General features: G+C 46.6%; 28 protein-coding genes. 11 read left to right on the top strand and 17 right to left on the bottom strand.

What is annotated here, in order from left to right; translation table 11 throughout:
* The first annotated feature begins 77 nt into the window (after positions 1-77).
* The gene (rsmD, locus tag CBP12_RS10845) at positions 78-668 is read left to right on the top strand and encodes a 16S rRNA (guanine(966)-N(2))-methyltransferase RsmD (RefSeq protein ID WP_086964442.1); all 591 of its coding nucleotides are present in this window, start codon (positions 78-80) and stop codon (positions 666-668) included.
* Complete coding sequence (locus CBP12_RS10840) at positions 665-991, top strand: DUF1145 domain-containing protein (protein ID WP_086964441.1); 327 nt, start codon at positions 665-667, stop codon at positions 989-991. Before rsmD ends, CBP12_RS10840 begins: the two co-directional genes overlap by 4 nt.
* Here CBP12_RS10840 and CBP12_RS10835 read toward each other — a convergent pair.
* Positions 988-1,308, bottom strand: a complete 321-nt coding sequence (locus tag CBP12_RS10835; RefSeq protein ID WP_086964440.1) for a putative signal transducing protein — start codon at positions 1,306-1,308, stop codon at positions 988-990. The two genes, CBP12_RS10840 and CBP12_RS10835, sit on opposite strands and share 4 nt — an antisense overlap.
* Positions 1,309-1,900: 592 nt before the next feature.
* Between CBP12_RS10835 and CBP12_RS10830 the strand changes: the two genes are divergently transcribed.
* Complete coding sequence (locus CBP12_RS10830; protein WP_232455061.1) at positions 1,901-2,773, top strand: sulfurtransferase; 873 nt, start codon at positions 1,901-1,903, stop codon at positions 2,771-2,773.
* A gap of 55 nt (positions 2,774-2,828) precedes the next feature.
* Here CBP12_RS10830 and CBP12_RS10825 read toward each other — a convergent pair whose 3' ends face one another.
* Complete coding sequence (locus CBP12_RS10825; protein ID WP_086964438.1) at positions 2,829-3,209, bottom strand: YijD family membrane protein; 381 nt, start codon at positions 3,207-3,209, stop codon at positions 2,829-2,831.
* Between the two features lie 23 nt (positions 3,210-3,232).
* Positions 3,233-3,844 carry an HTH-type transcriptional repressor FabR gene (gene fabR, locus CBP12_RS10820; protein ID WP_086964437.1) on the bottom strand — a complete coding sequence of 204 codons (612 nt, stop codon included), beginning with the start codon at positions 3,842-3,844 and terminating at the stop codon, positions 3,233-3,235.
* 344 nt (positions 3,845-4,188) lie between these two features.
* Here fabR and CBP12_RS10815 point away from each other — a divergent pair, with 344 nt between their 5' ends.
* Positions 4,189-5,535: a sodium-dependent transporter gene (locus tag CBP12_RS10815; protein ID WP_086964436.1), complete on the top strand. Its 1,347-nt coding sequence runs from the start codon at positions 4,189-4,191 to the stop codon at positions 5,533-5,535.
* 95 nt (positions 5,536-5,630) lie between these two features.
* Here CBP12_RS10815 and CBP12_RS10810 read toward each other — a convergent pair whose 3' ends face one another.
* The 4 genes from CBP12_RS10810 to CBP12_RS10795 all read right to left on the bottom strand — a co-directional run bounded on the left by CBP12_RS10810 (position 5,631) and on the right by CBP12_RS10795 (position 10,174).
* Positions 5,631-7,706: a S9 family peptidase gene (locus CBP12_RS10810; protein WP_086964435.1), complete on the bottom strand. Its 2,076-nt coding sequence runs from the start codon at positions 7,704-7,706 to the stop codon at positions 5,631-5,633.
* 143 nt (positions 7,707-7,849) lie between these two features.
* Positions 7,850-8,164 carry a YdbL family protein gene (locus CBP12_RS10805; protein ID WP_232455060.1) on the bottom strand — a complete coding sequence of 105 codons (315 nt, stop codon included), beginning with the start codon at positions 8,162-8,164 and terminating at the stop codon, positions 7,850-7,852.
* Positions 8,165-8,173: 9 nt separating this feature from the next.
* Positions 8,174-8,356, bottom strand: a complete 183-nt coding sequence (locus tag CBP12_RS10800; RefSeq protein WP_086964434.1) for a YnbE family lipoprotein — start codon at positions 8,354-8,356, stop codon at positions 8,174-8,176.
* Positions 8,357-10,174: an intermembrane phospholipid transport protein YdbH family protein gene (locus CBP12_RS10795; protein WP_086964433.1), complete on the bottom strand. Its 1,818-nt coding sequence runs from the start codon at positions 10,172-10,174 to the stop codon at positions 8,357-8,359.
* Between the two features lie 161 nt (positions 10,175-10,335).
* Here CBP12_RS10795 and CBP12_RS10790 point away from each other — a divergent pair, with 161 nt between their 5' ends.
* Complete coding sequence (locus tag CBP12_RS10790; RefSeq protein ID WP_086964432.1) at positions 10,336-10,680, top strand: DUF2500 family protein; 345 nt, start codon at positions 10,336-10,338, stop codon at positions 10,678-10,680.
* A gap of 13 nt (positions 10,681-10,693) precedes the next feature.
* Here CBP12_RS10790 and CBP12_RS10785 read toward each other — a convergent pair whose 3' ends face one another.
* On the bottom strand, positions 10,694-11,134 hold the full coding sequence (locus tag CBP12_RS10785; protein WP_086964431.1) for a DUF411 domain-containing protein: 441 nt from the start codon (positions 11,132-11,134) through the stop codon (positions 10,694-10,696).
* 162 nt (positions 11,135-11,296) lie between these two features.
* Between CBP12_RS10785 and CBP12_RS10780 the strand changes: the two genes are divergently transcribed.
* Positions 11,297-11,689 carry a SirB2 family protein gene (locus CBP12_RS10780; RefSeq protein WP_086964430.1) on the top strand — a complete coding sequence of 131 codons (393 nt, stop codon included), beginning with the start codon at positions 11,297-11,299 and terminating at the stop codon, positions 11,687-11,689.
* A gap of 88 nt (positions 11,690-11,777) precedes the next feature.
* Here the strand turns inward: CBP12_RS10780 and CBP12_RS10775 are convergent, their stop codons facing one another.
* A complete protein-coding gene (locus CBP12_RS10775) occupies positions 11,778-13,238 on the bottom strand; it encodes a M14 family zinc carboxypeptidase (RefSeq protein ID WP_232455059.1) in 1,461 nt (486 codons plus the stop codon).
* A 277-nt stretch (positions 13,239-13,515) separates the two neighbouring features.
* Here CBP12_RS10775 and CBP12_RS10770 point away from each other — a divergent pair, with 277 nt between their 5' ends.
* Both CBP12_RS10770 and ftsZ read left to right on the top strand, forming a co-directional pair.
* On the top strand, positions 13,516-14,475 hold the full coding sequence (locus tag CBP12_RS10770) for a helix-turn-helix transcriptional regulator (protein WP_086964429.1): 960 nt from the start codon (positions 13,516-13,518) through the stop codon (positions 14,473-14,475).
* A 70-nt stretch (positions 14,476-14,545) separates the two neighbouring features.
* Entirely contained in the window at positions 14,546-15,637 is a 1,092-nt protein-coding gene (ftsZ, locus tag CBP12_RS10765; protein ID WP_086964428.1) for a cell division protein FtsZ, read from the top strand.
* Between the two features lie 303 nt (positions 15,638-15,940).
* Here ftsZ and CBP12_RS10760 read toward each other — a convergent pair whose 3' ends face one another.
* On the bottom strand, positions 15,941-17,050 hold the full coding sequence (locus CBP12_RS10760; protein WP_232455058.1) for an endonuclease/exonuclease/phosphatase family protein: 1,110 nt from the start codon (positions 17,048-17,050) through the stop codon (positions 15,941-15,943).
* A 74-nt stretch (positions 17,051-17,124) separates the two neighbouring features.
* On the opposite strand from CBP12_RS10760, the gene CBP12_RS10755 reads away from it, so the two are divergent.
* From CBP12_RS10755 to CBP12_RS10745, 3 genes are all read left to right on the top strand, one after another.
* Positions 17,125-17,463, top strand: coding sequence for a DUF3634 family protein (locus CBP12_RS10755; protein ID WP_086964427.1), 339 nt, complete (start codon positions 17,125-17,127; stop codon positions 17,461-17,463).
* A gap of 81 nt (positions 17,464-17,544) precedes the next feature.
* Positions 17,545-18,234: a hypothetical protein gene (locus tag CBP12_RS10750; RefSeq protein ID WP_086964426.1), complete on the top strand. Its 690-nt coding sequence runs from the start codon at positions 17,545-17,547 to the stop codon at positions 18,232-18,234.
* Between the two features lie 172 nt (positions 18,235-18,406).
* Positions 18,407-19,084 carry a cytochrome b/b6 domain-containing protein gene (locus tag CBP12_RS10745; protein WP_086964425.1) on the top strand — a complete coding sequence of 226 codons (678 nt, stop codon included), beginning with the start codon at positions 18,407-18,409 and terminating at the stop codon, positions 19,082-19,084.
* Positions 19,085-19,152: 68 nt separating this feature from the next.
* Here the strand turns inward: CBP12_RS10745 and CBP12_RS10740 are convergent, their stop codons facing one another.
* The 7 genes from CBP12_RS10740 to CBP12_RS10710 form a co-directional block, all read right to left on the bottom strand.
* A complete protein-coding gene (locus CBP12_RS10740; protein WP_086964424.1) occupies positions 19,153-19,728 on the bottom strand; it encodes a YceI family protein in 576 nt (191 codons plus the stop codon).
* Between the two features lie 27 nt (positions 19,729-19,755).
* The gene (locus tag CBP12_RS10735) at positions 19,756-20,277 is read right to left on the bottom strand and encodes a cytochrome b (protein WP_086964423.1); all 522 of its coding nucleotides are present in this window, start codon (positions 20,275-20,277) and stop codon (positions 19,756-19,758) included.
* Between the two features lie 178 nt (positions 20,278-20,455).
* Positions 20,456-20,917 (bottom strand): c-type cytochrome, encoded by a 462-nt coding sequence (locus tag CBP12_RS10730; RefSeq protein ID WP_086964422.1) that lies wholly within the window; start codon positions 20,915-20,917, stop codon positions 20,456-20,458.
* A gap of 113 nt (positions 20,918-21,030) precedes the next feature.
* Entirely contained in the window at positions 21,031-21,543 is a 513-nt protein-coding gene (locus CBP12_RS10725) for a lipocalin family protein (RefSeq protein WP_086964421.1), read from the bottom strand.
* Between the two features lie 132 nt (positions 21,544-21,675).
* Positions 21,676-22,221, bottom strand: a complete 546-nt coding sequence (locus CBP12_RS10720; protein ID WP_086964420.1) for a DUF1415 domain-containing protein — start codon at positions 22,219-22,221, stop codon at positions 21,676-21,678.
* 31 nt (positions 22,222-22,252) lie between these two features.
* On the bottom strand, positions 22,253-22,678 hold the full coding sequence (locus CBP12_RS10715) for a DUF3465 domain-containing protein (protein WP_086964419.1): 426 nt from the start codon (positions 22,676-22,678) through the stop codon (positions 22,253-22,255).
* A gap of 37 nt (positions 22,679-22,715) precedes the next feature.
* On the bottom strand, positions 22,716-23,213 hold the full coding sequence (locus CBP12_RS10710) for a DUF2165 family protein (RefSeq protein WP_086964418.1): 498 nt from the start codon (positions 23,211-23,213) through the stop codon (positions 22,716-22,718).
* Between the last annotated feature and the right edge of the window lie 27 nt (positions 23,214-23,240).

Raw genomic sequence — 23,240 nt, 5'->3', positions numbered from 1 at the left:
TTCTTTAGAATACACAGCACCTTGAGGGTGCAAAACCGCTCTCATACTAGCACTTTATTGAAAGACGGCGAAACGTGATGGCAAAAGCAAAACCTGTAAACAAGGCCGCTGTGGCTACCGGACAAATTCGCTTAATTGGCGGCCTATGGCGAGGGCGGAAATTACCCGTTCTAGATAGTGTAGGCTTGCGCCCAACGGGCGATCGTATTAAAGAAACATTATTTAACTGGTTAATGTTCGATATTCGCCAAGCACACTGCCTAGATCTATTTGCCGGCAGCGGCAGTTTAGGTTTTGAAGCGCTATCTCGGGGCGCCGCTCAAGTGGTACTGGTGGAAAAAAGTCCGCAAGTGGCCACCCAATTAAGGCAAAACTTAGCCAGCTTGCCCGCAGCACCCGCCACTGTCCATCAACAAGATGCGCTGCAGTTTCTACAAGGCATTGCGCAGCCCTTTGACGTGGTATTTTTAGACCCACCTTTTCACCAGCAATTGTTAAGCGATGTTTGCCAATTATTAGAAGCAGGCGGTTGGCTTGCGCCCAACGCTAAGATCTATATAGAGCGTGAACAACTTGCGCCGATATTACCTGCTAACTGGCAGCTATTAAAAAATAAGCAAGCCGGTCAAGTTTCCTATCAACTTTATCAAAGAGAAGTCGTGTCATGAATATTATCAATCTCGCCATGCGTTTAATTATGTTGTTATTTTGGTGTGGCGTTATTTATGCCCTAGTAGGCTCAGACTTTCAGGAAGTGGGCTCAATGCCCTTGATCTTAGGCGGCGTGGTATTAGTGATGCATCTTATGCAGATGTTAATGCTAAAGCAGGCTTCACAATATTTAGAGCTCACGGCTAAAGATTATCTGGCAGTGTTAGTCTTTGGCTCCTTTGCTATGAATCATCATCGCGCTCGTTTAAAAGCCATTTCTGAAGAAAATAAAAAAATTAACGCCGAAAATCGTCAAAAAAGACAACAGAAGAACGATTAATCAGTAAATTGTGGCGCCTCTTGCCCACATTGCCAACACACTTCAAAACTGCCGTCATTGTGCTCGCCACAGTGTCGGCAATGCCAAGAGTGGGTATAGGGTTGCTGATACGCTAATAATATCTGTTTGGCAGGTACCAGATGCTGAGCTTGAACCAGCACTGTGACTTCAATGGCGCTCACAGGTAACTCACCTACCGCGCCGGCTAATGCTTCGCCTTGTAGTTGCACTGCAATTCCCGACACCTCCAACGCGCCTTTTAGCATATGCGCCTCTAAGCTATTGGCTGCTTTATAAATAGCGTTCCACTGCGCCATATCATCTACCTAATGAGTAAATTAAGGGTGATTTTCACAAAAGAAAAAGGGGATGACAAATGTCATCCCCTTTTGGGTTGTCGTTCGGCTCAAATCCTTAAACCAATATTGCTCCCTGCAATCCTTGACGTAGTACCTTGTCCTTAAGGCGGTTCCTCATACCGTTCCATCGGCGTGTCCTGTGTCATCCTGACTGCGACTCATCCTGAGTTGCGTAACGTCTCCATCCTGGAGGTGTCCTACTCCGCTTCCTGCGGGGTTCCTTTCGCCTTACATGGCAAGCCTGTCTTCCTCACGGGCTTACTTGCTCCTTGCATGACTAACTATACAGCAAACACCTTGCTTCTCAAGATAAGAACCGGCTTTGCATTTTGCGAATAAATCATAGTTTAAATTTAAGTTATTGATATAAGTAGGCTTTATTATAAGCAGGCTAATATTACCTCTGAAGTATATGTCATCACTGTCGCTACATTACGCTTTAGCTTACAAGGACTATGGTCAATGTCTTACAAAATAATGGCTAGTATAAAAACATAGCCCCCAGTGAATTCCACCACTACCATAAGAACACTGGTTAATAAGGAGCAATATGATGGCGGCATTATCTCACCCAAGCGCGTTGGTCACCTCCACTTGGTTGGCAGAACACTTAAGTGATCCTCAAATAAAAATTTTAGATGCCAGCTGGCATATGCCGGCTACGGGACGCTCGGGTCGCGATGAGTGGCAACAACTGCGTATTCCCGGCGCACAGTTTTTTGACTTCGACCAAGAAATTGCTGATCAAAATACTCACTTACCACACATGTTGCCAAGCCCTGAGCAATTTTCTCAACAAGTAGCAGCCTTAGGCATCAGCAACCATCATAAAGTTATTATTTATGACAGCTTAGGGATATTTGCCGCTCCTCGAGCATGGTGGATGTTTAAAGCCATGGGCCATGAAGACGTTGCCGTATTAGATGGGGGGCTGCCAAGTTGGCAAGCGCTAGACTTACCCACTGACACCGCGCCCCCTTCCAAGGCCCACGCTGGGCAGTTTATGGCCCGCCCTCAACCTCAGTGGCAAGTTAACGCCAGTGAGGTACAAAACGCCCTAGCGCAAGATGATTATCAAGTGCTGGATGCTCGCAGTTTAGAGCGCTTTAGCGGTCAGGCTCCCGATCCCAGAGCAGGAGTGCGCTCAGGTCATATGCCAGGCGCGACTTGCTTACCCTTTAACCAACTTTTAGAGCAAGGACACTTCTTACCTAAGGCGCAATTGGCCAAAAAATTAGCGCCAGTTTTAAAGCCAGAGCAACGCCTAATTTGTAGCTGTGGCTCAGGCGTCACTGCCGCTATTATCGCCTTGGCTGCCTATATTACGGGGCATAAAGCCATTGCGGTGTACGACGGCTCTTGGACCGAATGGGGATCGCGGACAGAATTACCAATAGTGACTGACGCACCGGCGTCTCCCTAAACACTCCACCAACAAAAAGCCCGCCAATGGCGGGCTTTTTAGACACACTTTCCATTTAAGGAGTTACTGTTTCGTCTTTAGCAACCGGACGCGCCGCAACACCCATTTTTAGTGCCAGCCAAATAACTAACACTAAACAAATCATCACTGAGAAAAAGTTAGTGCCCATTTCTGGAAACTCGGTACGTAATATGGCGGAATAGCCAAACACACCTATTAAGAAAGCAAGCAAGGTGCATAAGGGGGTATCACCTTCCATCGGCACCGTTAGATATTCCTTATAAAGCATGCGTGCTGCCAGCACTAAAGCGATGATAGGGAACAGTGAAAACGCCACTTGGTGCACACTTAATGCGGCTAACGTGCCGTTACCACACAGGCCGACAAGTAACGCGAGTAAGATAGGTTTGCGACGAATATTCTTAGTTACTGACATGGTCATCCTTCCTAATATAAGGCTTATAGCCTCTTTGCTTTATTGTATGCATCTGCGCCCTTGGCAATGATTCGCAGTTGCAAGGTCATGCGTTCGGCCAACGCCGCCCGCTCATTTTCGTTCATATCCAGTGCATCTGCTCCGGCACTAAATACAATGGTGACCATAGCTTGGGCCTGCATTTCTGCATAACTTCGGCTAGTTTGCTGTTTTTCTTCTAAATAATCGGTAAGTTCTGCGGTAAAGTGCTGAATTTCTCGCGCCACTGCTTGGCGAAAAGCCGCCGAGGTACCGGAGCGCTCGCGCAGTAATAAACGAAACACATCGGGGCTGCGTTCAATAAACTCCATAAACGTTTTTATTGAAATTTGAATGACGCTGCCCCCATCCGCAATGCGCTGTCGTGCTTGGCGCATTAATTGGCGCAGAGTAAGACCGCCTTCATCAACGAGCGTCAGCCCAAGCTCTTCCATATCTTTAAAGTGGCGATAAAAAGAAGTGGGTGCAAGCCCCGCTTCCCGCGCCACTTCTCGTAAACTAAGACTAGAAAAGCTTCGTTCTGCGCTCAATTGTTTAAAAGCGGCGTCAATTAGCGTACGACGGGTTTTTTCTTTTTGTGTAGCGCGAATACCCAAGACACACCGACATCTCACCTATTAATGACGCCGATCATACCCCTTTGTCGGCGCGCGGTCAGCCCCGATTGCTCACTTTTTGATTAACTAAGAACAGAACAGAATGAGCGCGACAATTTAAAGGCCTCGATTGAATCAAATTAATCGTATTGGACGTAACTCACTTATTTTTTAAAAAAGTAATGACACGCCTACAACAAGGTCAGCCAGATATTTTCCTGAAAAAAGACGCAGTTTCCCCTATATTGCCTAGCGTAGACGGCACGAGCCAACGAATAAAGCGTTAGGTGAGCCGAGCAATATCAAAAATAATATAAAAACACCCAGAGCAGCAGGAGTAAGCAGTGGAAAAAAGGGCGCAATTTAGTAGCAAACTCGGGTTTGTCATGGCTGCCGCTGGTTCGGCTATTGGAGTGGGGAATATTTGGGGCTTTCCTACTCAAGCGGCCAGTAATGGCGGCGCCGCTTTTTTACTTATTTACTTATTATTTATTTTTCTATTAGGCTACCCCATGCTGGTCGCCGAGATCACTATAGGTCGCTATGGTCAAGCGAACCCCTTTCGTGCTCTACAAAAAACGACGGCTGCGGGTAACGGTCGTATTATCGCAGGCTTAGTAGGACTGGCTTCTATTATTACGGTCAGTTTTATTTTTACTTTTTATGCCATCGTCTCCGGTTGGTTTATGGCCTATGCCTTAGCGCCCATCGCTAATGTGGTGGGTGCCAATGAGACTGCCTCTTGGTTAACTGACTTCTCAACCTCGCGAAACTTAGTGTTTACTTTATTATTTGCGCTACTGAGCTTGTATGTGGTGAGTCGCGGCTTAGAGCAAGGCATAGAGAAGTGGTCTACCCGACTCATGCCGTTATTGTTTTTAATGCTGATCTTACTGACCGGCTATATGTTGCTACAACCAGGCGCGAGCGAAGGTTTAAAAGTCTATTTGGTGCCGGATTTTTCTCGGGTATTTAACCCTAATGTGCTGATTGGCGCCTTAGGCCAGAGCTTTTTCTCGCTATCATTAGGCGCAGCCGTAATGATGCTTTATGGCTCTTACTTAAATCGCCAAGCCAATATCCCCGCCTTAGCGGCGCAAGTGACCTTACTCGATACCAGTGTGGCTTTTATGGCCGGTTTATTAATTATTCCTGCTATGTATGTGGCTCAGCATAATGGAGTCACCATTTTCGCAGAAGATGGCAGCTTACTTAGCTCAGATACCCTAGTCTTTTCGGTGTTACCTGCCTTATTCGACACTATGGGTGCGGCTCAATATCCCATCGCATTAGCTTTTTTCCTGCTGATGATAGTGGCCGCGCTTACGTCGGCAATTTCGATGCTAGAAGCGCCTGTTTCTTTAGTATTGGAGTCGAGCGCCCTCTCGCGAGTAAAAGCGACTTGGATAGTGACCACCATTTGTACGCTATTTAGCGTGGTGATCGTCTTTAATTTTGCCAGCATGTTTGGCTTAGTGATCACCGCGACCACTCAATATGCTCAGCCCTTAGTGAGTCTGTGCATTACGCTATATGCAGGCTGGGTGTGGCGGCGCAATGCGGTGTTAAAGGAGATGCAAGAAGGCAATCCGGAACTGGCTCAAGGTCTATTTTGGAAAATTTGGCCTTGGTATGTACGTTTCATCTGTCCGGTATTAGTGCTGGTAGTCATTATCCAGTCATTTAATTAACAGAACGCGGTATGCCGTACGCTTTACGCCTGATGACGTACCGCATACGGCGGATAACGTAAGACGGGCGGTCTGGTCCTCTCACCATTTACGCCTCACGCGCTTGCAGCCAGTGTTAGCAAAAAGGCATAGTCGCGCGCTAGCTCGTGATAAGCCTCAAAGCGGCCAGACTTACCGCCGTGACCGGTGGTCATATCGCAGTGCAGCAGTAATAAGTGATTATCTGTTTTTAACTCACGCAGCTTAGCTACCCACTTGGCCGGTTCCCAATATTGTACTTGTGAGTCATGTAAACCTGTGGTTACCAGTAAATGTGGATACGCCTGCGGCTGCACCTGATCGTAGGGACTATAAGATTTAATGTAGTGATAAAACGTTGCCTGTGCTGGATTGCCCCACTCATCAAACTCACCTGTGGTCAGCGGAATAGTTTCATCTAACATGGTACTTACCACATCGACAAATGGCACCGCTACCACAGCACCATGATAAAGCTGCGGCGCCATATTAAGTACCCCAGCCACCAATAAGCCACCGGCACTGGCGCCGTTTGCATACACGCGATTTTTATCGCCATAGCCTTGCGCCGTTAGGGCTTGGGTTACATCAATAAAATCATTAAAACTATTAAGTTTGCTTAGCAAACGGCCTTGCTCGTACCAATCACGTCCTAATTCTTCACCGCCGCGTACATGAGCAATGGCGTAGACAAAGCCTCTATCTAACAAACTTAGTCGCGCCGCACTAAAGTCTGAGTCCATACTGGCGCCATAAGCGCCATAGCCATAAATTAATAAGGGGTTGGCACCTTTAGCTGCGCTTTGGTTAGCCGCTTTATTAAATAAGTCCGCTCGGTACACCACAGACACGGGCACTTTTACCCCATCTCTTGCGCTTACCCACAGCCGCTCACTACAATAATGACTCGCCTTAAACTGCTCGCCTGCGTAGTCGCGCTTAAGCTCGCGGCGCTCTTGAGTGTGCAGATTAATTTCATAAAGAGTAACGGGTTGGGTCATGGATGAATAGCCGTAACGCAACCAAACGCTGTGAGGATCGGCATTAATATCAAGCCAAGTTACATAGGTAGGATCATCAAAACGCAGCGTATACTCAATAGCGCCTTCTAACTGCAGTTGACGAAGCTGAGTTAAGCCTTGGCTGCGCTCTTCTACGACTAACCAGTCATTAAATAGTGTAAAGCCCTCTAACAATACCTCGCTGCGCGGCGCGATTTTGGTATGCCATTGGCTAGGAACAGTGGTCAGTGTGGGGGTTTCATATAGACCAAAGTTCGCACCGTCTTTATTAGAGCGGATATAAAAAGTGTCTTGAAAGTGCTCTACTTCATACTCATGTTCACGCTCACGCGCTAAAAAGAGTTGCGTTGCTTGGTGCGGAAAATTTGCCGATAACAGGTTGATTTCACTACTTAAAGTGCTCCAACCACCGATAATGATATAGTCTTGAGAGCGACTTTTATAAAGGCTGGTATAAAAGCTCATATCCGTTTCTTCATAGACTAAAACATCTTGGCTTTGCGCTGTGCCTAACGTGTGGCGATACACCCGATAAGGCCACAACGTGTCTTGGTCCTGATAAACATAAAACAAGGTTTTATTATCATTCGCCCACACTAAGTTCCCTGAGGTATTTTCTAACACCTCCTCAAAAAGTGCCCCCGTTTGCAGCGACTTAATGCGAATTTGATAATGGCGGCGCGAGATAAAATCCTCAGCAAAAGCTAACAGCTGCTGATCTGGGCTTATCGCAACTTGAGCAAGCTCGTAATAATCCGCACCTTGGGCACGAGCATTACCATCCAGTAATAGCGCCACTTGCTCAGGCTTACCTTCGGGGTAGCGCTCAAAAAGCGCATATTCCAACCCTTCTTGATACCGACTTTGATAGCAATAGCCATTCTTTAAATAAGGCACTGAGCTGTCATCGGGGCGCAATCTGGCCGTCATTTCTTGATACAAGGTGTGTTGCAGTGTGCTCTGAGGAGCTAACACTTGCTCGGTATACGCATTTTCTTGCTCAAGATGCGCCAACACCTCGGCATTAGATCGCTCGTCATCACGCAGCCAGTGATAATGATCGTGGCGCGTGTCTTGATGATGACTGAAAGTATGGGGGATTTTTTTAGCAAACGGCGGGGTAACAGACACAGAGAGGCCTTTTTATTTGGATGCGTAAGCAGTAAAAAGTGAAGAGGATAAGACATTGGTCAAAGAGCAGACTTGGGTCTGTGCAGGTGGGGTTAGCGTATGGCTACTGTTAACACTAAGCCCCACCACTTGGCTTATTTAAACTACTTCTTGCGCCAGCTTCCATCGGCGAGCTGAATATAGTAGCCACTTTGGGTGCGCTCTATATTGTATTGGCCGGCGCGGCTTTGAACGACCGTTAAACTAGTGCCGGTACGCTTAGCAATATCTTGGTAACTGGCTAAACGCTTGCGGTTAATATCATTGGCAACCGCTTGAGCATCATTGCTACCCTGCACTACCCCTACCAAACCATTTAATTGTTCGCCTACCAAGCCTTGCTGTTTAGCTTGCTGTAAGTCGAGCGCCCATACGGAAAAACTCAGCGCCGCTGCAAATAACACCATTAACCAACGCATAGTGACTCCTTAGAACAAGTCTTTATCTTGTTCAAATAGCTGCTCTAGCTCTCGGTCGACACGCACTCTAATCTCATGGTCGACTTTGACATTTAAATTCACGGTAATGGGCTTATCTGGCACCATTATCTCCACCCGAGGCGTGCAAGCACTCAGCAATAACAAACCGATTAAGGCTGTATACTTTATCATTTACTCGCTCTCCCCCTGAAGATTAGCTGGCAGCCTTTCTGTTAAGTTTTCAGCAAAACGCAAGCTTGCCAACAACTGTAACAGGTTTTCTTGATGGTGATAATTTAAGTTAACAGGATGCAATTTGCCCTTAACTGGCGCTTGCCCTTCTAAATGACTATTTATTATCGCTTCACCGGTGTTGGCCATGGAAATATCCGCCGTTAAGTGATGATAGCGCAAGTCACTAAGCAGCCCTAACGTCAGTCCTAAGGAGATATTAGTCTCACCATTTTCCTTGAGCTGCTCGCTGGCCTGATAAGAAATCCAGCCATCTTGACTGCTCGCTCGGCCATTGTTCACGCTCATCCCTTGATCATACTTAAATGGCAGGCGTCCTTTAAGCGTACCACTGCCGCTTAAGCCCTCGACACTGGCATAACTGAGTAACTTCTCTAGGGAAATATCACTAAAGTGCGCTTCTCCTTGCGGATAAGTGTTAATAAGCATGGGCGATAAGGCCACATGGCCATCAAATACTTTAGCGGTGAGTCCCAATAGCCACATCCCGTCTGGCTGCCAGCGCCAAGCGCCATGAATATCAGTAATCGGCACGCCTATATTAAGTTTCTCTACCGCTAAGGCTTGTGGCCCACGGCTTTGCCAGCCCAACGCTTGGCTCCAGTTTAATTTAACTTTGGCACTCACAGACTCGGCAAGCATATCTCGATATTTAAACTGGCCTTGGCGAAGCTCGCTACTGACCAAAATCGGGGTGGCTGCATCTAATAAGTTAGAAGCACTGGCCGCAAACTCTAGCTGTCCTGCTTGCAAAGCGAGTCCCACCGGCAAAGCCTGCCACTGTGCTAGCCACTCCCAAGCCGCTATCGCCGCCACCTCCTGCTTAGGCACCTTTAAGGACAAGCCCTTATTAAAGTTCCACTGCCCTGTAAGCTGAAGGCGAGGATTTAAATTTGCACGAATGGCTCCCTGTTTTGCGCTCATACTGGCACTGCTTAGCTGCACACGGGTGATCGGTAAAACTTGATTTCCCAAATAAGCTTCTTGCCAGTTAAGGTTAAGTTGCCAAGGTTTGTTGAGCGCCAACTTATGTTGTGGGGTAAGGGTAAGTTGGTTCACGCTCAAGTTTTTCCATCTTAAGCGCTCCACACTAAGCTGCGTCTTGGGTAAGAGCTGCCAACCCTCAAGCGTATGTTCACCAGCCAGTGCTAGCTGCCAGTTTCCCACTAAGGGCGCGGGCAGTGAACCTTGAACAGTGGTAGTCAGTGGCTGGGTTGGCTGCCAAGTGCCTTTGATGCTGAGCGGCTTAGTTAAATGAGTACTCACCAAGACGCCGGGCAATGCTCCCTGCCAACGCCAGCCCGACGCACTAGGCTCAAGAGTGAGCTGGCTTGGGCCGGCGTTACTTTGCCAAGTAAATTTAAAGGTTTGCTGCTGCTGAGAAAGGCGCGCCGGTCCACTAAAGCGACCTTCGGGTAAATGTAAGATCAGGTGGTCAATAGTGAATTCCAGCGCCGGCAAGGCATATAAAATGGACGCTCCAGAGGTGCCCTCCGACTCTAGATAGGGCTTTAATCTGGGCTTAGTACAGGTTAAGTCTACACTTAGCTCTGCTAAATGGCCTTGTAGCTGGCCCTCGATTAACGCCACACTTAACTCTACCGCTCGCTCTTTTGCACAAGCCGGCGTGGTGATCTGCTTTGCACTTGCACTAATGGTTAATGACTCACTTAAATAATTATCAAGTAAGCCAGCGCTTGCTGGAGCGGGCAGCCAGCTTAAGAAGAATAATAAAGCGCATAGCCAAGCATTTAGCATAAAGAGCCTACCGTTAGTAGCGAGAACAACGCCGTGTCTTGCATGTCACTAAGCGCGCAATACCATTAGCGAGTGATATAAAGTTAACGAGTTTAGGTTAACTCCTCAACGCTAAGTTACACTTAAGCTAGCGGCTGGGGCGCAATAAGTAGAGGGGCTCAATGGGAAGATTCGTTTTTTGGGGCATAATACTCATTGCCATCTTTGTTTTAGCGCGGCGAGTGAGCAGCTTTTGGTTTAATCAGCGCCAAGCCTCCCATAGCGTGGCAGTATTAGTACAAGAGAAACATTATCGAGAGTTTATGGGCCAAACTCATAAGCAACAGACTGAGCCCCCCGCTCCTCGAGTAAATTACTATGTCACTTTTCGGCCCTTAGAAGATGCGCCGGCTCAAGAGTTTCAGGTAAGCCAGCTTATCTATGAGCAATTAGAGCCAGAGCAAACGGGCACCCTAATTATTAAAGGGACTCGCTTTATTGCCTTTGAGCCCGATGCAAACCAATAACAGCTACAATCTTTTAGCCTGCATAGCGACTAAATACTTGGGTTTGCCCTTGCTCATCAAAACTTAACACCTCATAAGGCGTGCCTGGAATATCCATGCCTGGCGCACTTTGTGGCATACCAGGAATAGTAAGCCCACGTACCTGGGGTTTTGTTTCTAAGAGTTGGCGCACATCTGCGCTCGGTACATGACCTTCAATTACATAGCCCTCTATAAATGCGGTATGGCAAGAGGCAAGCGCTGGGGAAACCTCGGCTTGTTGTTTAATCGGCAACATATTATCGCGATCAATAACTTTCACCACAAAACCCTCTTCTTGCATGTGGCTCACCCAATCTTCACAACAGCCACAGCTTGGAGATTTATAAACGGTTAAGGAGGCCGCCAATACTGGCGCGGCTAATAAGCTGGAAAATAGGCCCAGCAAAGTACCATAAGAGAAAGTGTTAGCCATAATGACCTCTTTGGTTCATATCGATAATGTCTAATAAAATATAATGAGGAGTTACTATAGCGAGTTGGGAGGCCTTGACCTTGATACTAAACAGTATTTCATCTCGCCCTAAAAGCGGTTCCTGCTATCATAGCGCCCTCGTTCGTTTTTCTTGGAGTTATTATGCCTTACGTGGCGATTAAGCACGCACATATGATGTTTGCGCTGATCAGTATTACGTTGTTTATGCTGCGCGCTTGGCTAGCAGTTCCTTCACCGGCTCGCGTTAAGAGTAAGCTACTTAAGATATTGCCCCATATTGTGGATACTTTATTGTTAGCCATGGGGATATGGCTTGCAGTACTTAGCAATCAAATTCCTTTTGGTAACAGTCCTTGGCTCACCGCTAAAGTCATTGGTTTAGTGCTCTATATTATCGTGGGCACCATAGCGATTAAACGCGGCAAGACCCAAAGCCAAAGAGTAGTAGCTACCGTGGCGTCACTGGCTATTTTTGCTTATATTTATGGTGCAGCTCTTAGCAAGTCACCTTGGTCTTGGTTGGCGTTCTCTTAAGGCCTTAAGCAAAAGCGTCATCAAGCGCACACTTTCTAAAACCGCAGCTCTCTGGCTGCGGTTTTTTATGGCGTTGCTTAGGGCGCTACTAAGGCGGCGTTAAAATAGGGAATACAGGAAACTCACCCAGCGCTAACCATGGCCACGACGCCTCTTGATAGAGGGCATTGGCTGAGCGAGGGTCTAACATTAATGCCGCTAGCGGCGCTAAGGGTTGCGCCATCGGCACTAATAAATCACCGGCGCTTAAAGTCACTTGGCTTGGCTCACTGTGAACGGTGGCCTGTATTTTTTCTCGCACTCCTGAGCGCACATTTAGCGGTGGACTTAGCTTAGTAATAGATAAGCGCTGCGCGGCAAAGGATTGCGCCTTAGTTAAAGTCGTAAAGTCGATGTGATGGCGCGCTAGCCAAGTGGCCATGCGCGCTTGCTCTCGCGTAATAGCATAGGCTGCAGGCAAAGCCACGGCTTGGCTGGCGATAATGGCATCATGATTAGCAAAAGTGTGCAGTGCACTTTGACCGTCACTTAACCGAACTAAGGGAATCTCTACCTGTGGCTCACTTTCATTTACGCCAAAGCCCACACTCATTACTAGCTCTTGCTCGCCATGAGTACCGGATTGCCAGTGACTACGCGCCGCACGAGACACCGCTAATAATGGCTCAGCTTCTTCACTGACTAATTGCAACATCGTCAGCATGCTTAAGTGCTGCTTACGGATACGCTCGTCAATATTACGCGGGCTATCATAATGACCTTGTTTATTATCGAGGCGGTTTTCGACCAAGATAGAGACTCGCCCTTGTAAAGCCGCATAGTTACGCAAGTTAGTAATACCTAAGCCACCACGAGCCACACTTTGTTCTAGTTGAGTAATTTCTCCTCGGTAACGACTAGCCGGTAAGCCTGCCTCACTCACGCGCTCAATTAACATAGGCAGCAGCTTTTGCTCCGTATAATGATGCAATCTAATATCGATATTAGGGTTGTTGCCCATATCAAATTGCGCCTCTACATCAGTCAGCCACCCTTGTTGCTTGGTGAGCACGCGCTTCCAAATACCAGACTCGTGAGCGTCATAGACTACATCGGGATCAAAATCATGAAGCGCATCAACCAGTAATTGAGTTTCACCGGCAGCGAGCGCGACATAATCAATATTGGTGTTGTCTTTATTGGCATTGTAACGAGAGGCTAGATCTCGACCATCGGGATTAGCGAGTACCACCAACACTAAATTAAGTCGCGTCAAGAGTTCACTGTGTTGATTTTGTGAAAACTCCTTTACTAATCGCCTTAAGGCTTCGCTACCCGCAGGCTCGTTGCCATGCTGTGAACCAAACAACATCACAGTGACTTTATTAGCTTGAGGCGCAGACTGATTAAGAAAGTCGGGATCCGCTGAGACTAACACCGCTTCTATAGGGCGCCCTCCCGCAGACTGACCTAACTTCACCACTTTAAGCCGCTCAGATTGCTCAGCAAGGCGATGTAAACCCTGACTGACTGTCGTACTGGTCGCTAATTGCGGTTTATTTTTTGACACATCGCGAGATTCTGCGACGGCTAAGGGCCCAACCTGCAGCAGCAAAAAAAGTAAAAAAACCATGATCTTGATCACGAAAACCTCAAAAATAATCATTGAGAACAGTAACTTACACGGTAGCAGCTAGATGCAATACCAGCCAACTATAGCGTCAATAACCGACTGCAAAAAGCAAAGTGTAGAGAAATAGCGACACTCTCCCCCACAAAGGATGCGACAGAAGTTGTCACAACCTCAGACTAGGATACACTCATACCAAAGCAAGAGGGCATCACCAATGAGTAAAAAGCTATTAAGACAACTGACCCTGGCGCGCTGTGTTCCATACCGTCCGTATAAGCTGACTGCGCGCCAGCTACAAGAGAAATTGGAAGAAGAAGGTATCCAAGTAAGTTTACGCACCGTACAGCGTGACTTAGAAGAAATGTCAGGCATGGGCCTGTTTGATCTCACCTCTGATGATCGCAGCAAACCCCATGGTTGGTGTTTCGAACGCAATGGCTTAAATGACTTTGCTAACTTTATGCCACTGGGCTTAGCGATGGCGCTTAAGACCTGGAATGATCAGGCCGCCGACTTGCTGCCAGCCAGTGTGCTAAATGAGTTAAACCCTATTATAGATAAAGCCAACCAAGTGATCAGCGATAGCCAAAGTGAGCTCGCCGGTCGTTGGATGGAAAACGTAGTGAGACTGCCTAAGCCATTTGCTGGCAGCCCAGAAATCCGTCGCTCTACCACTATTCGTGATGCGCTGTGGCGTGGTCGTAAGTTTAGCGCCGAAATTCGTCGCGTAATAAAAGGCCGCACCGTCTGGTTACGCTACGAGCAGGTGAATCCATTAGGCATAGTCGGTCGTAAAGATGGCACTATGTTGCTGTGCACCGTTTCTGACATGGATCCTAAGATTTACGGCATCTCCTTTGAACATATCAAAGAAGTAGAGCTCACCGCTCGCCCTGTCACTCAGCCTCGTGACTTTAGCGTTAATAAGCTGATTCGCGAAAAAGGCTACCATGAAGAGGCAGACACCATTCAGTTTGTGGGTCGCATTACTAGCCCGAATCGTGCCATTATTGAAACGGCGATTCCTGGCAACAACCCAAGACTGACCCGTTATGACAAGCAAAGCATGATGGTGGAAACCGAAGTGAAAGACTCTCCAGAATTTCGCCGCTGGTTAACAGACATGGCCGGGAAAGTTGAAATTTTGGCGCCAGAATCATTGAAAAATAGTTAAACTATTGTTTCTGATATATTGTATCTAAGGGCTGACCAATCAGCCCTTTTGTTTTTCCACGGAGTACCGGATGAGCGACCACCTGTTTTTCGAACCTGCCGAGCCGGAATGTGATGTCATTAATATAGGCGTTATTGGTGTAGGCGGTTGCGGCGGTAATACCGTCAACTTATTAGCTGATAGCAGCTTGCCCGAACGCGTCAATATAGTGGCCATGAATACCGACGCTAAAGCACTACAACAAAGCCGAGTAAATATATTACAACTTGGCAAAGTATTAACGCGCGGCTTAGGAGCCGGCGCCCAAGCCGAAGTAGGCCGCCTAGCAGCCGAAGAAAGTATTGATGAAATCCGTGCCCAACTCCAAGGCGCGGATTTATGCTTTATAACAGCCGGCATGGGCGGGGGGACCGGTACGGGTGCTGCGCCCATTGTGGCTAAAGCTGCCAGAGAGCTAGGCATTATGACGGTGGCCATTGTCACCCGCCCGTTTGGCTTTGAAGGTAAGCTGCGCGCTAAGTCTGCCGATGATGGTTTAAAAGACTTAGCTGAGCACACAGACGCATTATTAGTGCTGCCTAATGATTACTTATTAAAAGTGCTCGGCTCTAAAACGCCGTTATTGCAGGCCTTTACTGAAAGCAGCAAGGTTATTCAAAATGCCGTTAAAGGCTTAGCCGATATCATAGGCCAAACAGGATTAATTAATATCGACTTTGCCGATGTGCGCACCATCATGCGCCAACAAGGTAAGGCAGTCATGGGAATTGGCTTAGGCACCGGAGAAAACAAAGTCCATGACGCCACCTTGCAAGCGTTAAATAACCCTTTATTGGAGCGAGTTGAATTAGAGCGCGCCCGAGGGGTGTTGCTCAATGTGGTCGCTTCAATGGACATTGGTCTTGATGATTTTCAAAAAATCGGCGATCAGGTTGCAGAATGTGTTGGCGAATATGCCACTGTGGTATCAGGTATTAGCTTAGACCCTAACTTAGTCGATAGCGTCCAAGTTACTATGATTGCGACCGGTATTCAGCCGCCTCAAGAAACCATTGCCATTACTCAGCAGCCCAAGCCGCAAGAGTCCGAGGCGAAAGCTGAGCAAGAAGCCATGCCCGATGGCTTAGATATTCCGGCCTTTTTACGCCAACGCCAGCAATAGTACTTGCTCTTAACAAGCCGATGCCTGCATCGGCTTTTTTTATGCTGTTAACTTATATTGAGTAAAGCAGACAAGAAAAAGGGCAAGCCACTGGCTTGCCCGAAATGAAGGATACCAATAACTTATCTACGTCACCAACACAGATAAGGGCACTTCGAAAGCAATCTTGGGTCTCGAGTGCTATTAGATAACGCCATCGCAAAAAAACCTAGCCGCGCGAGTTTAATGTTTGAGCTAGCTCGAAGTATTACGGCTTAATTGCTAAAAATCGTGAACTGACTCACAGCTTATGGCGCTACCTAGCTAAAGAGCGATATCAAGCCACACTAGACGATGATCGGAGCTCGCTTTGCGCGCCGGCCAGCCTCGTTTATTCCAAAATAATTCACTGTCTTGTTCATTGGGCAACGGCCAATATACACCCGTGGCTGTCACCTTCAGCTCAGAGCTGGGTAGCACATAATCAAGACGTAAACCTTGGCTATGAGTCCAAACTTTAGGGGAGCCAGAGCGAGCATGGCGCAGCTTGAGCCCATAACCACCGCGCGCTTTTGGCTGCAAGTGCCCTTTGGTAACGGCCTGATTTAGCAGCGGCTCGCTAAGTAAGTGATTAATAGCACTGCGAAAGCCATCACCGTCTCGGGGATCTGCATTTAAGTCGCCAAGTATAATAAAAGGATGGGAGGGAGCTAATCCGCCGCGCTTTCCTTTGTCATCATAAAGATAGTCACTCTTGCTGGGGCGGATATAGTCATGCCACAGGCGCAGTTCATCATGATTACGACAGCTATTTCGCCGCTCATCCCCTTCATCGATAGGCGGAGTAGGATGGCTGGCAAGCAGATGCAACAAGGTGCCATTAGGCAGCTGCACTGGCAGATCAAGATGGTTCTTAGAAGATAGCGGCAGTATGTCTAACACAGACTGCGCATAATATGCCCCTTCAGCAGTGCTAGGTAAGCGCGCACTGGGCATATCTTTCCATAAAAAGTGCTGAAAGCTGCGGCTTTGCTCTATCAGAAAAGGAAAACGAGACAAAATGACCATGGCATATTGTCCAGGGAAATGACCAAAACCTAAGCCATCACGGGGAAGTGTAGGCACGTCGCTGCCTTGTAACGCGAGCGGCGCCAATACTCCTGTGTTACTGGGTACCAGATAGTAAAATGGATAATGGAGTGCTTGAGCTCCTTGTGCTACATACTCTTGGCAAAATAGTAGCAGCCCCGCCTCTTCCCCTTGATGATCAAATTCATTGAGCAGCACTATGTCGGGGCGGACTTGTTGTAGAATATGCGCCAAATTACGAGCTTGTTGCAGCCCGCTAGCGAGTTCGCGCGCTAACTGTCTCCGTTTATTCCTAGCGAGCGCGACGTTAAATGTCGCCACACGCACTTTATCTTGCTGCATCATGAGCGTTACTTGCCTTTATAGTTCAAGCTGTCATCATCTAGTTTTTAAGCGCTATTTTTCAAGGATGAAAAATCATGTCCAGCCTCGTATTTCTTACTGCATTGTCATTATTTGTTTTATTGTACCTATTGCGCCGCCAACAAGAAGTGTTTCGCATTCGCTTGCAAAGCACCCAAGTAAAGGTGATTAGCGGACAACCGTGCCCAAAACTACTGCAATTTTGTAAACAGCTCACCCTAGAAGTGGGCAGTGTGAACGGCAGTATTCGCGGACTTAAAAAAAATAATCGCATTGAGCTTATTTGCTCGCACAGTATCCCCATTGCTTATCGGCAAGATATTTATTTATTTTGGCAACAGCACTGCCAAACAGACAAAAGCTGCCCTAATGGCCTGCCAAGCTTACTGAAATAATGGCTTATTGTTATTAATGCCCTTGACCTAAGCGCCATTTACCGCTTTGCTGAATACATTATTAATACATGAGGTTTACCGATGAAATTATATCCATTATTGCTGTGCGCCTTATTGGCTGCTTGTTCAAGCCAAGCTCCTTCTGAAAAAGCCAATAGTGCAGGGGGCAAAGACAATAAACAAAGCAGCCAAACCTCGGCCAACCAAGCCCCCAGTAAAATTACTCCTAAGGGCGAATTTGCCGAAGTTGATATTAGTAAATCTCAGCAGGCAATGGATGCCATCACCAATGGTAAAGGCGAAACCATTAACACTATTTTAGAAGCGCCCAATGATTATGCTCCACCCGTGTTATATTTAATTTCTGCCATTATGTTTGATAACGAATATGAAGATCAGGCTACTTTTTGGTTTTACGTTGCTCAGCTGCGCGCGCGCAGTGATGCCAATAAATCGGGAGATGACACGGCCCACGCCGCAGTAAGTCAGCTTAATCAACGCTTTGGTGCCAAGATAACCCCTTATTCTATGAGCAACCCTGAGCGCTTAAAAGCCATTGTTAGTCAGGCATTAGAATGGGATGGCAAGCAAAAGCGTAATTATGATGCGCGCTGGATTGCCCTGCAAAGTAAAGATGTACTCACCGAGAGCACCATTGACTTTGCTCCTAAGCAAAAGTGGGCAGAAATTGATGCACTCACCCGCAATCAATTTCGCCAAGGCCTAGAGCAAGCCTTAGCAAAAATAAAGCAGCCTGCTTCAGCCAAGTAACGGCAGCTGGCACTTTAGTATGACTCCATCCCAGCCTAGGCTGGGATGTTTACTTTTAAGAGCACGCCTTTAGCAGGCTTAGCTCACATCACTGCACATTAACTTAAGTTATTACTTATATAAAAAGTTTGCTCAGGCTAATATAGCCTTATGGTGTTCATCGGAGATTGTAATGAGCCAGCCAGCTGCGAGTAAAATAAAAGTATGGGATTGGTCCGTTCGGCTGTTTCACTGGAGCTTGCCGATTTTGCTGTTTTTATTGTGGCGCTCTGCGGGTGAAGATATGGATCAACATATGCTGTTTGCCCAGGTGCTGCTTGTCTTATTAACCTATCGTATAATTTGGGGGCTAATTGGTACCCCCTATGCACGCTTTAGCCATTTTATTTACCATCCTAAACATATTTTTGCTTATTTTATCGCCAGCACTCAACCCAACAAACCTATTTATGTTAGCCATAATCCCGTAGGCGGCATTATGGTGCTGGTGTTACTAGCAACCTTACTGGTGCAATTAGGTAGCGGGCTCTTTGCCAGTGATGATATTTTTTATGATGGCCCGCTCTATATGTATGCCTCAGGCGCCACTACCGACTTGCTCACCTTTGTGCATAAGAAATGGTTTTATTGGGGGATTTTGAGTTTAGTGGGCTTACATATTCTGGCTATTATAATGTATCGCATCCGCGGTGAAGCCTTAGTTAAAGCCATGTTCACCGGCCATAAAGAGCTTGAGGTTGCACGAGTCGCCGATCCTTTGCCTGCCGACGCTACCTTTCCTTGGCTACGTTTTATTTTGGCAGTGGCACTGGCCATCCTGCCGGTATGGATATTGTTTTATTATATCTAGTGAGGCGCAACAAGCCGAACCTAAGGGTTCGGGTTGTTACTAGTCACTGTTGAACTGATAAGGCTCTTTTACTGCCTTACCCCTTCTAAAATAAACTCAAGCTCCATGGTCGCCGCCGCAGGTCCTAAGTCATAATTAATCCCAAAGTCACTGGGCTTTAAGGTCATCTCGCCGGTAAAGCCACGGCGATAGCCTCCCCAAGGATCCTTACCCGCACCTACTTCTTCAATCTCAAACTCCACTTGTTGTGTAACACCGTGCAAGGTTAAATCACCGACTACTGTGTACTCACCCTTATCATCAGCTTGAGTCACCCGAGTACTTTGAAAACTTGCTTCAGGAAATTTTTTCACATTTAAGAAGTCTTTACCGCGTACATGGCGATCGCGCTCCGCGTGGTTAGTATCAACACTGTTGGTGTTAATAGTGACCTTAACTTCATTATTAGCTACGTCATCTTCATCAAATACAAAGCTGCCTTTAAAATCATTAAAGCGCCCTACTACCCAGCTATATCCGATATGGTTAATTTTGAAATTAACTGAAGCATGCATACCTTCGGTATCTACTACATAGTTTTCGGGTGCTGCATAAGCGTGGCTAGCGAGCACCATAGTAGCGAGAGCAAGTAGCGTTTTTTTCATTATGTTCCCCTTAGTTAAATTACGGAATTAAAGCATACGTTTAAGCGTGGCATCTTTGTCTAAAAAATGATGTTTTAGTGCAGCTAGGCCGTGTAGGAGTGATAAACCAATCAATACCCAGGCACAGTATTCATGAAATAAGCCAGCTACATCTTCTTGATTTGGAAAAGCTCTCATCAACACAGGAATATCAAACCAGCCAAAAAATGAGGCCGGTCTGTTATCTGCAGTAGCGATTAAGTAGCCACTAATAAACATAGCAAACAGCAAGCCATACAATAACCACTGCACTAGATTAGCCAGTCGTCGTTCCCAAGGCTTGTGACTTGCTAAGGGTTGCGGCTGGGTGCTTATCATCTTTACTACTAAGCGTAACAGTACTAAGCCTAGCAGTAAAAAGCCGACGCTTTTATGCCAAAACGGCAGCACCTGATAAAGCGCGTCATAATAGCTAAGGCTGCGCATCCATAAGCCTATTATAAATAGGCCAATAATAAGCAGTGCGCTAAGCCAGTGTAAAATACGCAGGGTGGGCGAATATTTATGCATAGCAGCTCTCAGTAAAAATAATAATTAAGTTTATATCCCTTTATCTTTACCACTTATATTAGCTGCTCGCTAATATCAGCACTTTATTTTTGATAGAGCTCGAGTTTTTATATTAATGCATTTCAAATGCCTAATAAAAAGGAGCCCTGAGGCTCCTTTAAATAAAAATATAAACTTATTAATCTGCGCGATAATCGTCGTGACACGCTTTACAGCTTTTTAGCAATTTACCAATTGCAGGGCGTGCAGCTTTAGCATCAAAGTCCGGCTCGCCGGATACGGCTATCAGCTCTTGCAGCGCTCCGCCAAAGGCCTTGCCCTTGTCTTGAAAGCCATCCATATCTTTCCAAGCGGCGGGCAACATATTACTGTCTTTTACGCCTTCAGTAGCAGGCACATAGGTTTCACCCAACAGTTTAGCCACATTGCCTAGGTTTTGCGCCCGCTCATGCACCACTTCAGCATCAAACTCTGTCTCACCTTTGGCCATGGAGCCCATGACTTTTGCTTGAGCACTCATCACTTGGTAAATAGATTGGCGATACTTAACTAAGTCATCGGGCTTAAATAATTCAGATTGAGCAAGAGCCGAGCTTGCAAAAACGCCCCCCACTACTAATAGCGCAACTTTTTTCAGCATTATATGCTCCTAATATGAGTTATTTTTAATTGGTAAATGATATTACCTTTATTAGCTTATTACGATAAACCATCAAAAAGCGCAAAGCCACCGATAAAGACTAAGACTTTAGCCTAGTTTGATTGCTTAACCCAAATTAATGACTCAGTAGCAAAGCCTAATTCTTGCGCTTTATTAATAAATCTTTCTTTTAATTCATCACTCACTTGTGGCGTGCGAGACAATAACCACAGATATTTAGAGTTGTACCCCGAGATAAAGGCATATTGATAATCATCGTCTAATTCATACACCACATAAGAGCTATAAAAAGGACCAAAAAATGACACCTTCAAGTGCCCTTTATCGGCACCGTTTACAAAATACGCCTTACCCTTAGCTTCTTTGTGCTTGCCACTGCTCGCCTCTACGCCTCGGTTAATCACTTGAATACCGCCGTCTTCACGCATTTTATATTCGGCGGTCACTTGCTCTAAGTTACGCTCAAAGGAGTGATCAAGGCGCGCTATCTCATACCAAGTACCCAGATAGCGTTGTGCATCAAAATTTTCTACCGGAGTCACTCCTTTAGGCATGCCGGTACAACCTGTTAATAAAGCCAACAACGAGACAAGTAAATAGCGCATAATATTCCTTTGCAGTTACTAACATGAAAATAAACCAACAGCGCCTGCCCACAACAACCAGTCGCCGCCCATAGTGACTAAAAAGTACTGTGCTTAGCCCTCACTTTAGACAAATGCCCCCACATTGCGAGCCTAAGACTTGGTACAGTTAGCCAAGAGTGCAGCAAAAAACTCGCTACCTTTGCGTCGTGCAAAGGCGATATTGCGCTCAGGAATAGCATGGGGATTAGGATAATCAGCCAATACCTGCACCATACTGGCTTCGCGAATTAAATGTAACGTAGGGTACGGTGAGCGGTTAGTAAAGTTGGCGGCATCCTCTTGTGCTTCACCATCAAAGCAGTAATCGGGATGAAAACTGGCCAACTGATAATGTCCTTCATATCCCTGAGCTTCAAGCATGGCTTGCGCCTTATCCACTAAGTCTAAATAGTCATAAAAACCTTCAAAGCCGCGCGGCAAAATAACTAATGTTGTTTCAATCTCGGGTTGAGTATCAAGTAACGCACACTCGGCTAGCACCGCTTTTACTACCGCTTTGACTTTAGTCTCTTCTACTAGCGCATAGCGAATACTGGCGCGCTCTACTTCACGACGAGCAAACGGGCACAGGTTAAACTTCATAATAACCTGTTTCACCCAGTTTTCGGTCGCCTGCTGATAATCGAGGTCTGGCATAACATAACTCTCATTAATTTTTTATAACGCATCAGTGATAGATGCGACCTTGATGCTTGAGCCAGCCACCTGCTCGGCGTGCCTGTGGATCATGGTGGGTCCAATGCAAAACACCACCTTTTTTATTCCAAATATATTCACCACAAAATGCGACCGTATCACCTAGGCGCAGCTCAGTTAAATAAGGAGCTAAGTCAATGTTGTGCGCTACTAATAGGGTTTGTCCTTGGGCGAGGCGCAAAATAAAGCGCTGATGACGACTGCCTTTATTATCATCGGCTAATAACTTTATTACTTGTCCGCTACCCGTAATTTGTTGTTTATGATGCGTTTTATTATAGTGGGAGAACTGAGTGTTGGTGTGCGTTGCCCCCCACTCATGAGAACGGCTAACAGCCGCCTGAGAGCCAAACATCACTCCCAGAATCACTAGCAGCGCTAGCCAGTTTTTTTTCATAACAATAAGCCTAGTCATGAAGTAAAAAGAGCCGAGGTTAAGCGTCTAGCTCATCATCCGTTTGCACTAAGTAAATAAGCACGCCCAAGATAGTAATAAAAAAGCGAAAGGCATCGGGTACGCCATTCCACTGAGAAGACATCCACATTCCAAACCACTCTCCGCCTACCGACATAAAGCCCACCTGCCAAGTTAAAAAGCCTAAGGTTAGGCCGATCACCGCTAGGCGTTTACTACGATTATAAATGCGCGCCGCTTGATCCCGGTTACTCCACAACTGCCAAGCGCCCGCCAAACACAATAAACTAGTGAGGCTTTCTAAGAGGATAATAAACACGTAGCCGAGATGATGAACCCACTCGGTTTCAATGGCGCGGTATTTAATACTGGCTTCAGGGAAAATCGTGTCCATCAAAAACACATGGTGTACAAAAGCAAAGTTACTGCCGTAATCGGTGATATTGCCAAAGGCAACTAAAAAGGCAAATAGACCTATTGCTGCGACCATTAGCGTTTTAGAAAGACGCACTATCATACTGACTCCTTACTATTATAGGGTTTG

It is taken from the genome of Oceanisphaera avium, assembly GCF_002157875.1.
GTDB lineage: Bacteria > Pseudomonadota > Gammaproteobacteria > Enterobacterales > Aeromonadaceae > Oceanimonas > Oceanimonas avium.
Note: the sequence above shows the minus strand (reverse complement) of the source record. Positions and strands in the feature narration are given on the sequence as shown.

Bases quoted from the DNA above. Each gene is read 5' to 3' on its own strand.
- rsmD (WP_086964442.1), top strand. From the start codon at position 78: ATGGCAAAAGCAAAACCTGTAAACAAGGCCGCTGTGGCTACCGGACAA.
- CBP12_RS10825 (WP_086964438.1), bottom strand. From the start codon at position 3,209: ATGTCAGTAACTAAGAATATTCGTCGCAAACCTATCTTACTCGCGTTA.
- CBP12_RS10735 (WP_086964423.1), bottom strand. From the start codon at position 20,277: ATGCATAAATATTCGCCCACCCTGCGTATTTTACACTGGCTTAGCGCA.
- CBP12_RS10800 (WP_086964434.1), bottom strand. From the start codon at position 8,356: ATGATAAAGTATACAGCCTTAATCGGTTTGTTATTGCTGAGTGCTTGC.
- CBP12_RS10710 (WP_086964418.1), bottom strand. From the start codon at position 23,213: ATGATAGTGCGTCTTTCTAAAACGCTAATGGTCGCAGCAATAGGTCTA.
- CBP12_RS10795 (WP_086964433.1), bottom strand. From the start codon at position 10,174: ATGCTAAATGCTTGGCTATGCGCTTTATTATTCTTCTTAAGCTGGCTG.
- CBP12_RS10725 (WP_086964421.1), bottom strand. From the start codon at position 21,543: ATGCGCTATTTACTTGTCTCGTTGTTGGCTTTATTAACAGGTTGTACC.
- CBP12_RS10715 (WP_086964419.1), bottom strand. From the start codon at position 22,678: ATGAAAAAAAACTGGCTAGCGCTGCTAGTGATTCTGGGAGTGATGTTT.
- CBP12_RS10790 (WP_086964432.1), top strand. From the start codon at position 10,336: ATGGGAAGATTCGTTTTTTGGGGCATAATACTCATTGCCATCTTTGTT.
- CBP12_RS10730 (WP_086964422.1), bottom strand. From the start codon at position 20,917: ATGCTGAAAAAAGTTGCGCTATTAGTAGTGGGGGGCGTTTTTGCAAGC.
- CBP12_RS10835 (WP_086964440.1), bottom strand. From the start codon at position 1,308: ATGGCGCAGTGGAACGCTATTTATAAAGCAGCCAATAGCTTAGAGGCG.
- CBP12_RS10840 (WP_086964441.1), top strand. From the start codon at position 665: ATGAATATTATCAATCTCGCCATGCGTTTAATTATGTTGTTATTTTGG.
- CBP12_RS10785 (WP_086964431.1), bottom strand. From the start codon at position 11,134: ATGGCTAACACTTTCTCTTATGGTACTTTGCTGGGCCTATTTTCCAGC.
- CBP12_RS10770 (WP_086964429.1), top strand. From the start codon at position 13,516: ATGAGTAAAAAGCTATTAAGACAACTGACCCTGGCGCGCTGTGTTCCA.
- CBP12_RS10720 (WP_086964420.1), bottom strand. From the start codon at position 22,221: ATGCCAGACCTCGATTATCAGCAGGCGACCGAAAACTGGGTGAAACAG.
- CBP12_RS10745 (WP_086964425.1), top strand. From the start codon at position 18,407: ATGAGCCAGCCAGCTGCGAGTAAAATAAAAGTATGGGATTGGTCCGTT.
- CBP12_RS10830 (WP_232455061.1), top strand. From the start codon at position 1,901: ATGATGGCGGCATTATCTCACCCAAGCGCGTTGGTCACCTCCACTTGG.
- CBP12_RS10805 (WP_232455060.1), bottom strand. From the start codon at position 8,164: ATGCGTTGGTTAATGGTGTTATTTGCAGCGGCGCTGAGTTTTTCCGTA.
- ftsZ (WP_086964428.1), top strand. From the start codon at position 14,546: ATGAGCGACCACCTGTTTTTCGAACCTGCCGAGCCGGAATGTGATGTC.
- CBP12_RS10755 (WP_086964427.1), top strand. From the start codon at position 17,125: ATGTCCAGCCTCGTATTTCTTACTGCATTGTCATTATTTGTTTTATTG.
- CBP12_RS10780 (WP_086964430.1), top strand. From the start codon at position 11,297: ATGCCTTACGTGGCGATTAAGCACGCACATATGATGTTTGCGCTGATC.
- CBP12_RS10750 (WP_086964426.1), top strand. From the start codon at position 17,545: ATGAAATTATATCCATTATTGCTGTGCGCCTTATTGGCTGCTTGTTCA.
- CBP12_RS10740 (WP_086964424.1), bottom strand. From the start codon at position 19,728: ATGAAAAAAACGCTACTTGCTCTCGCTACTATGGTGCTCGCTAGCCAC.
- CBP12_RS10760 (WP_232455058.1), bottom strand. From the start codon at position 17,050: ATGATGCAGCAAGATAAAGTGCGTGTGGCGACATTTAACGTCGCGCTC.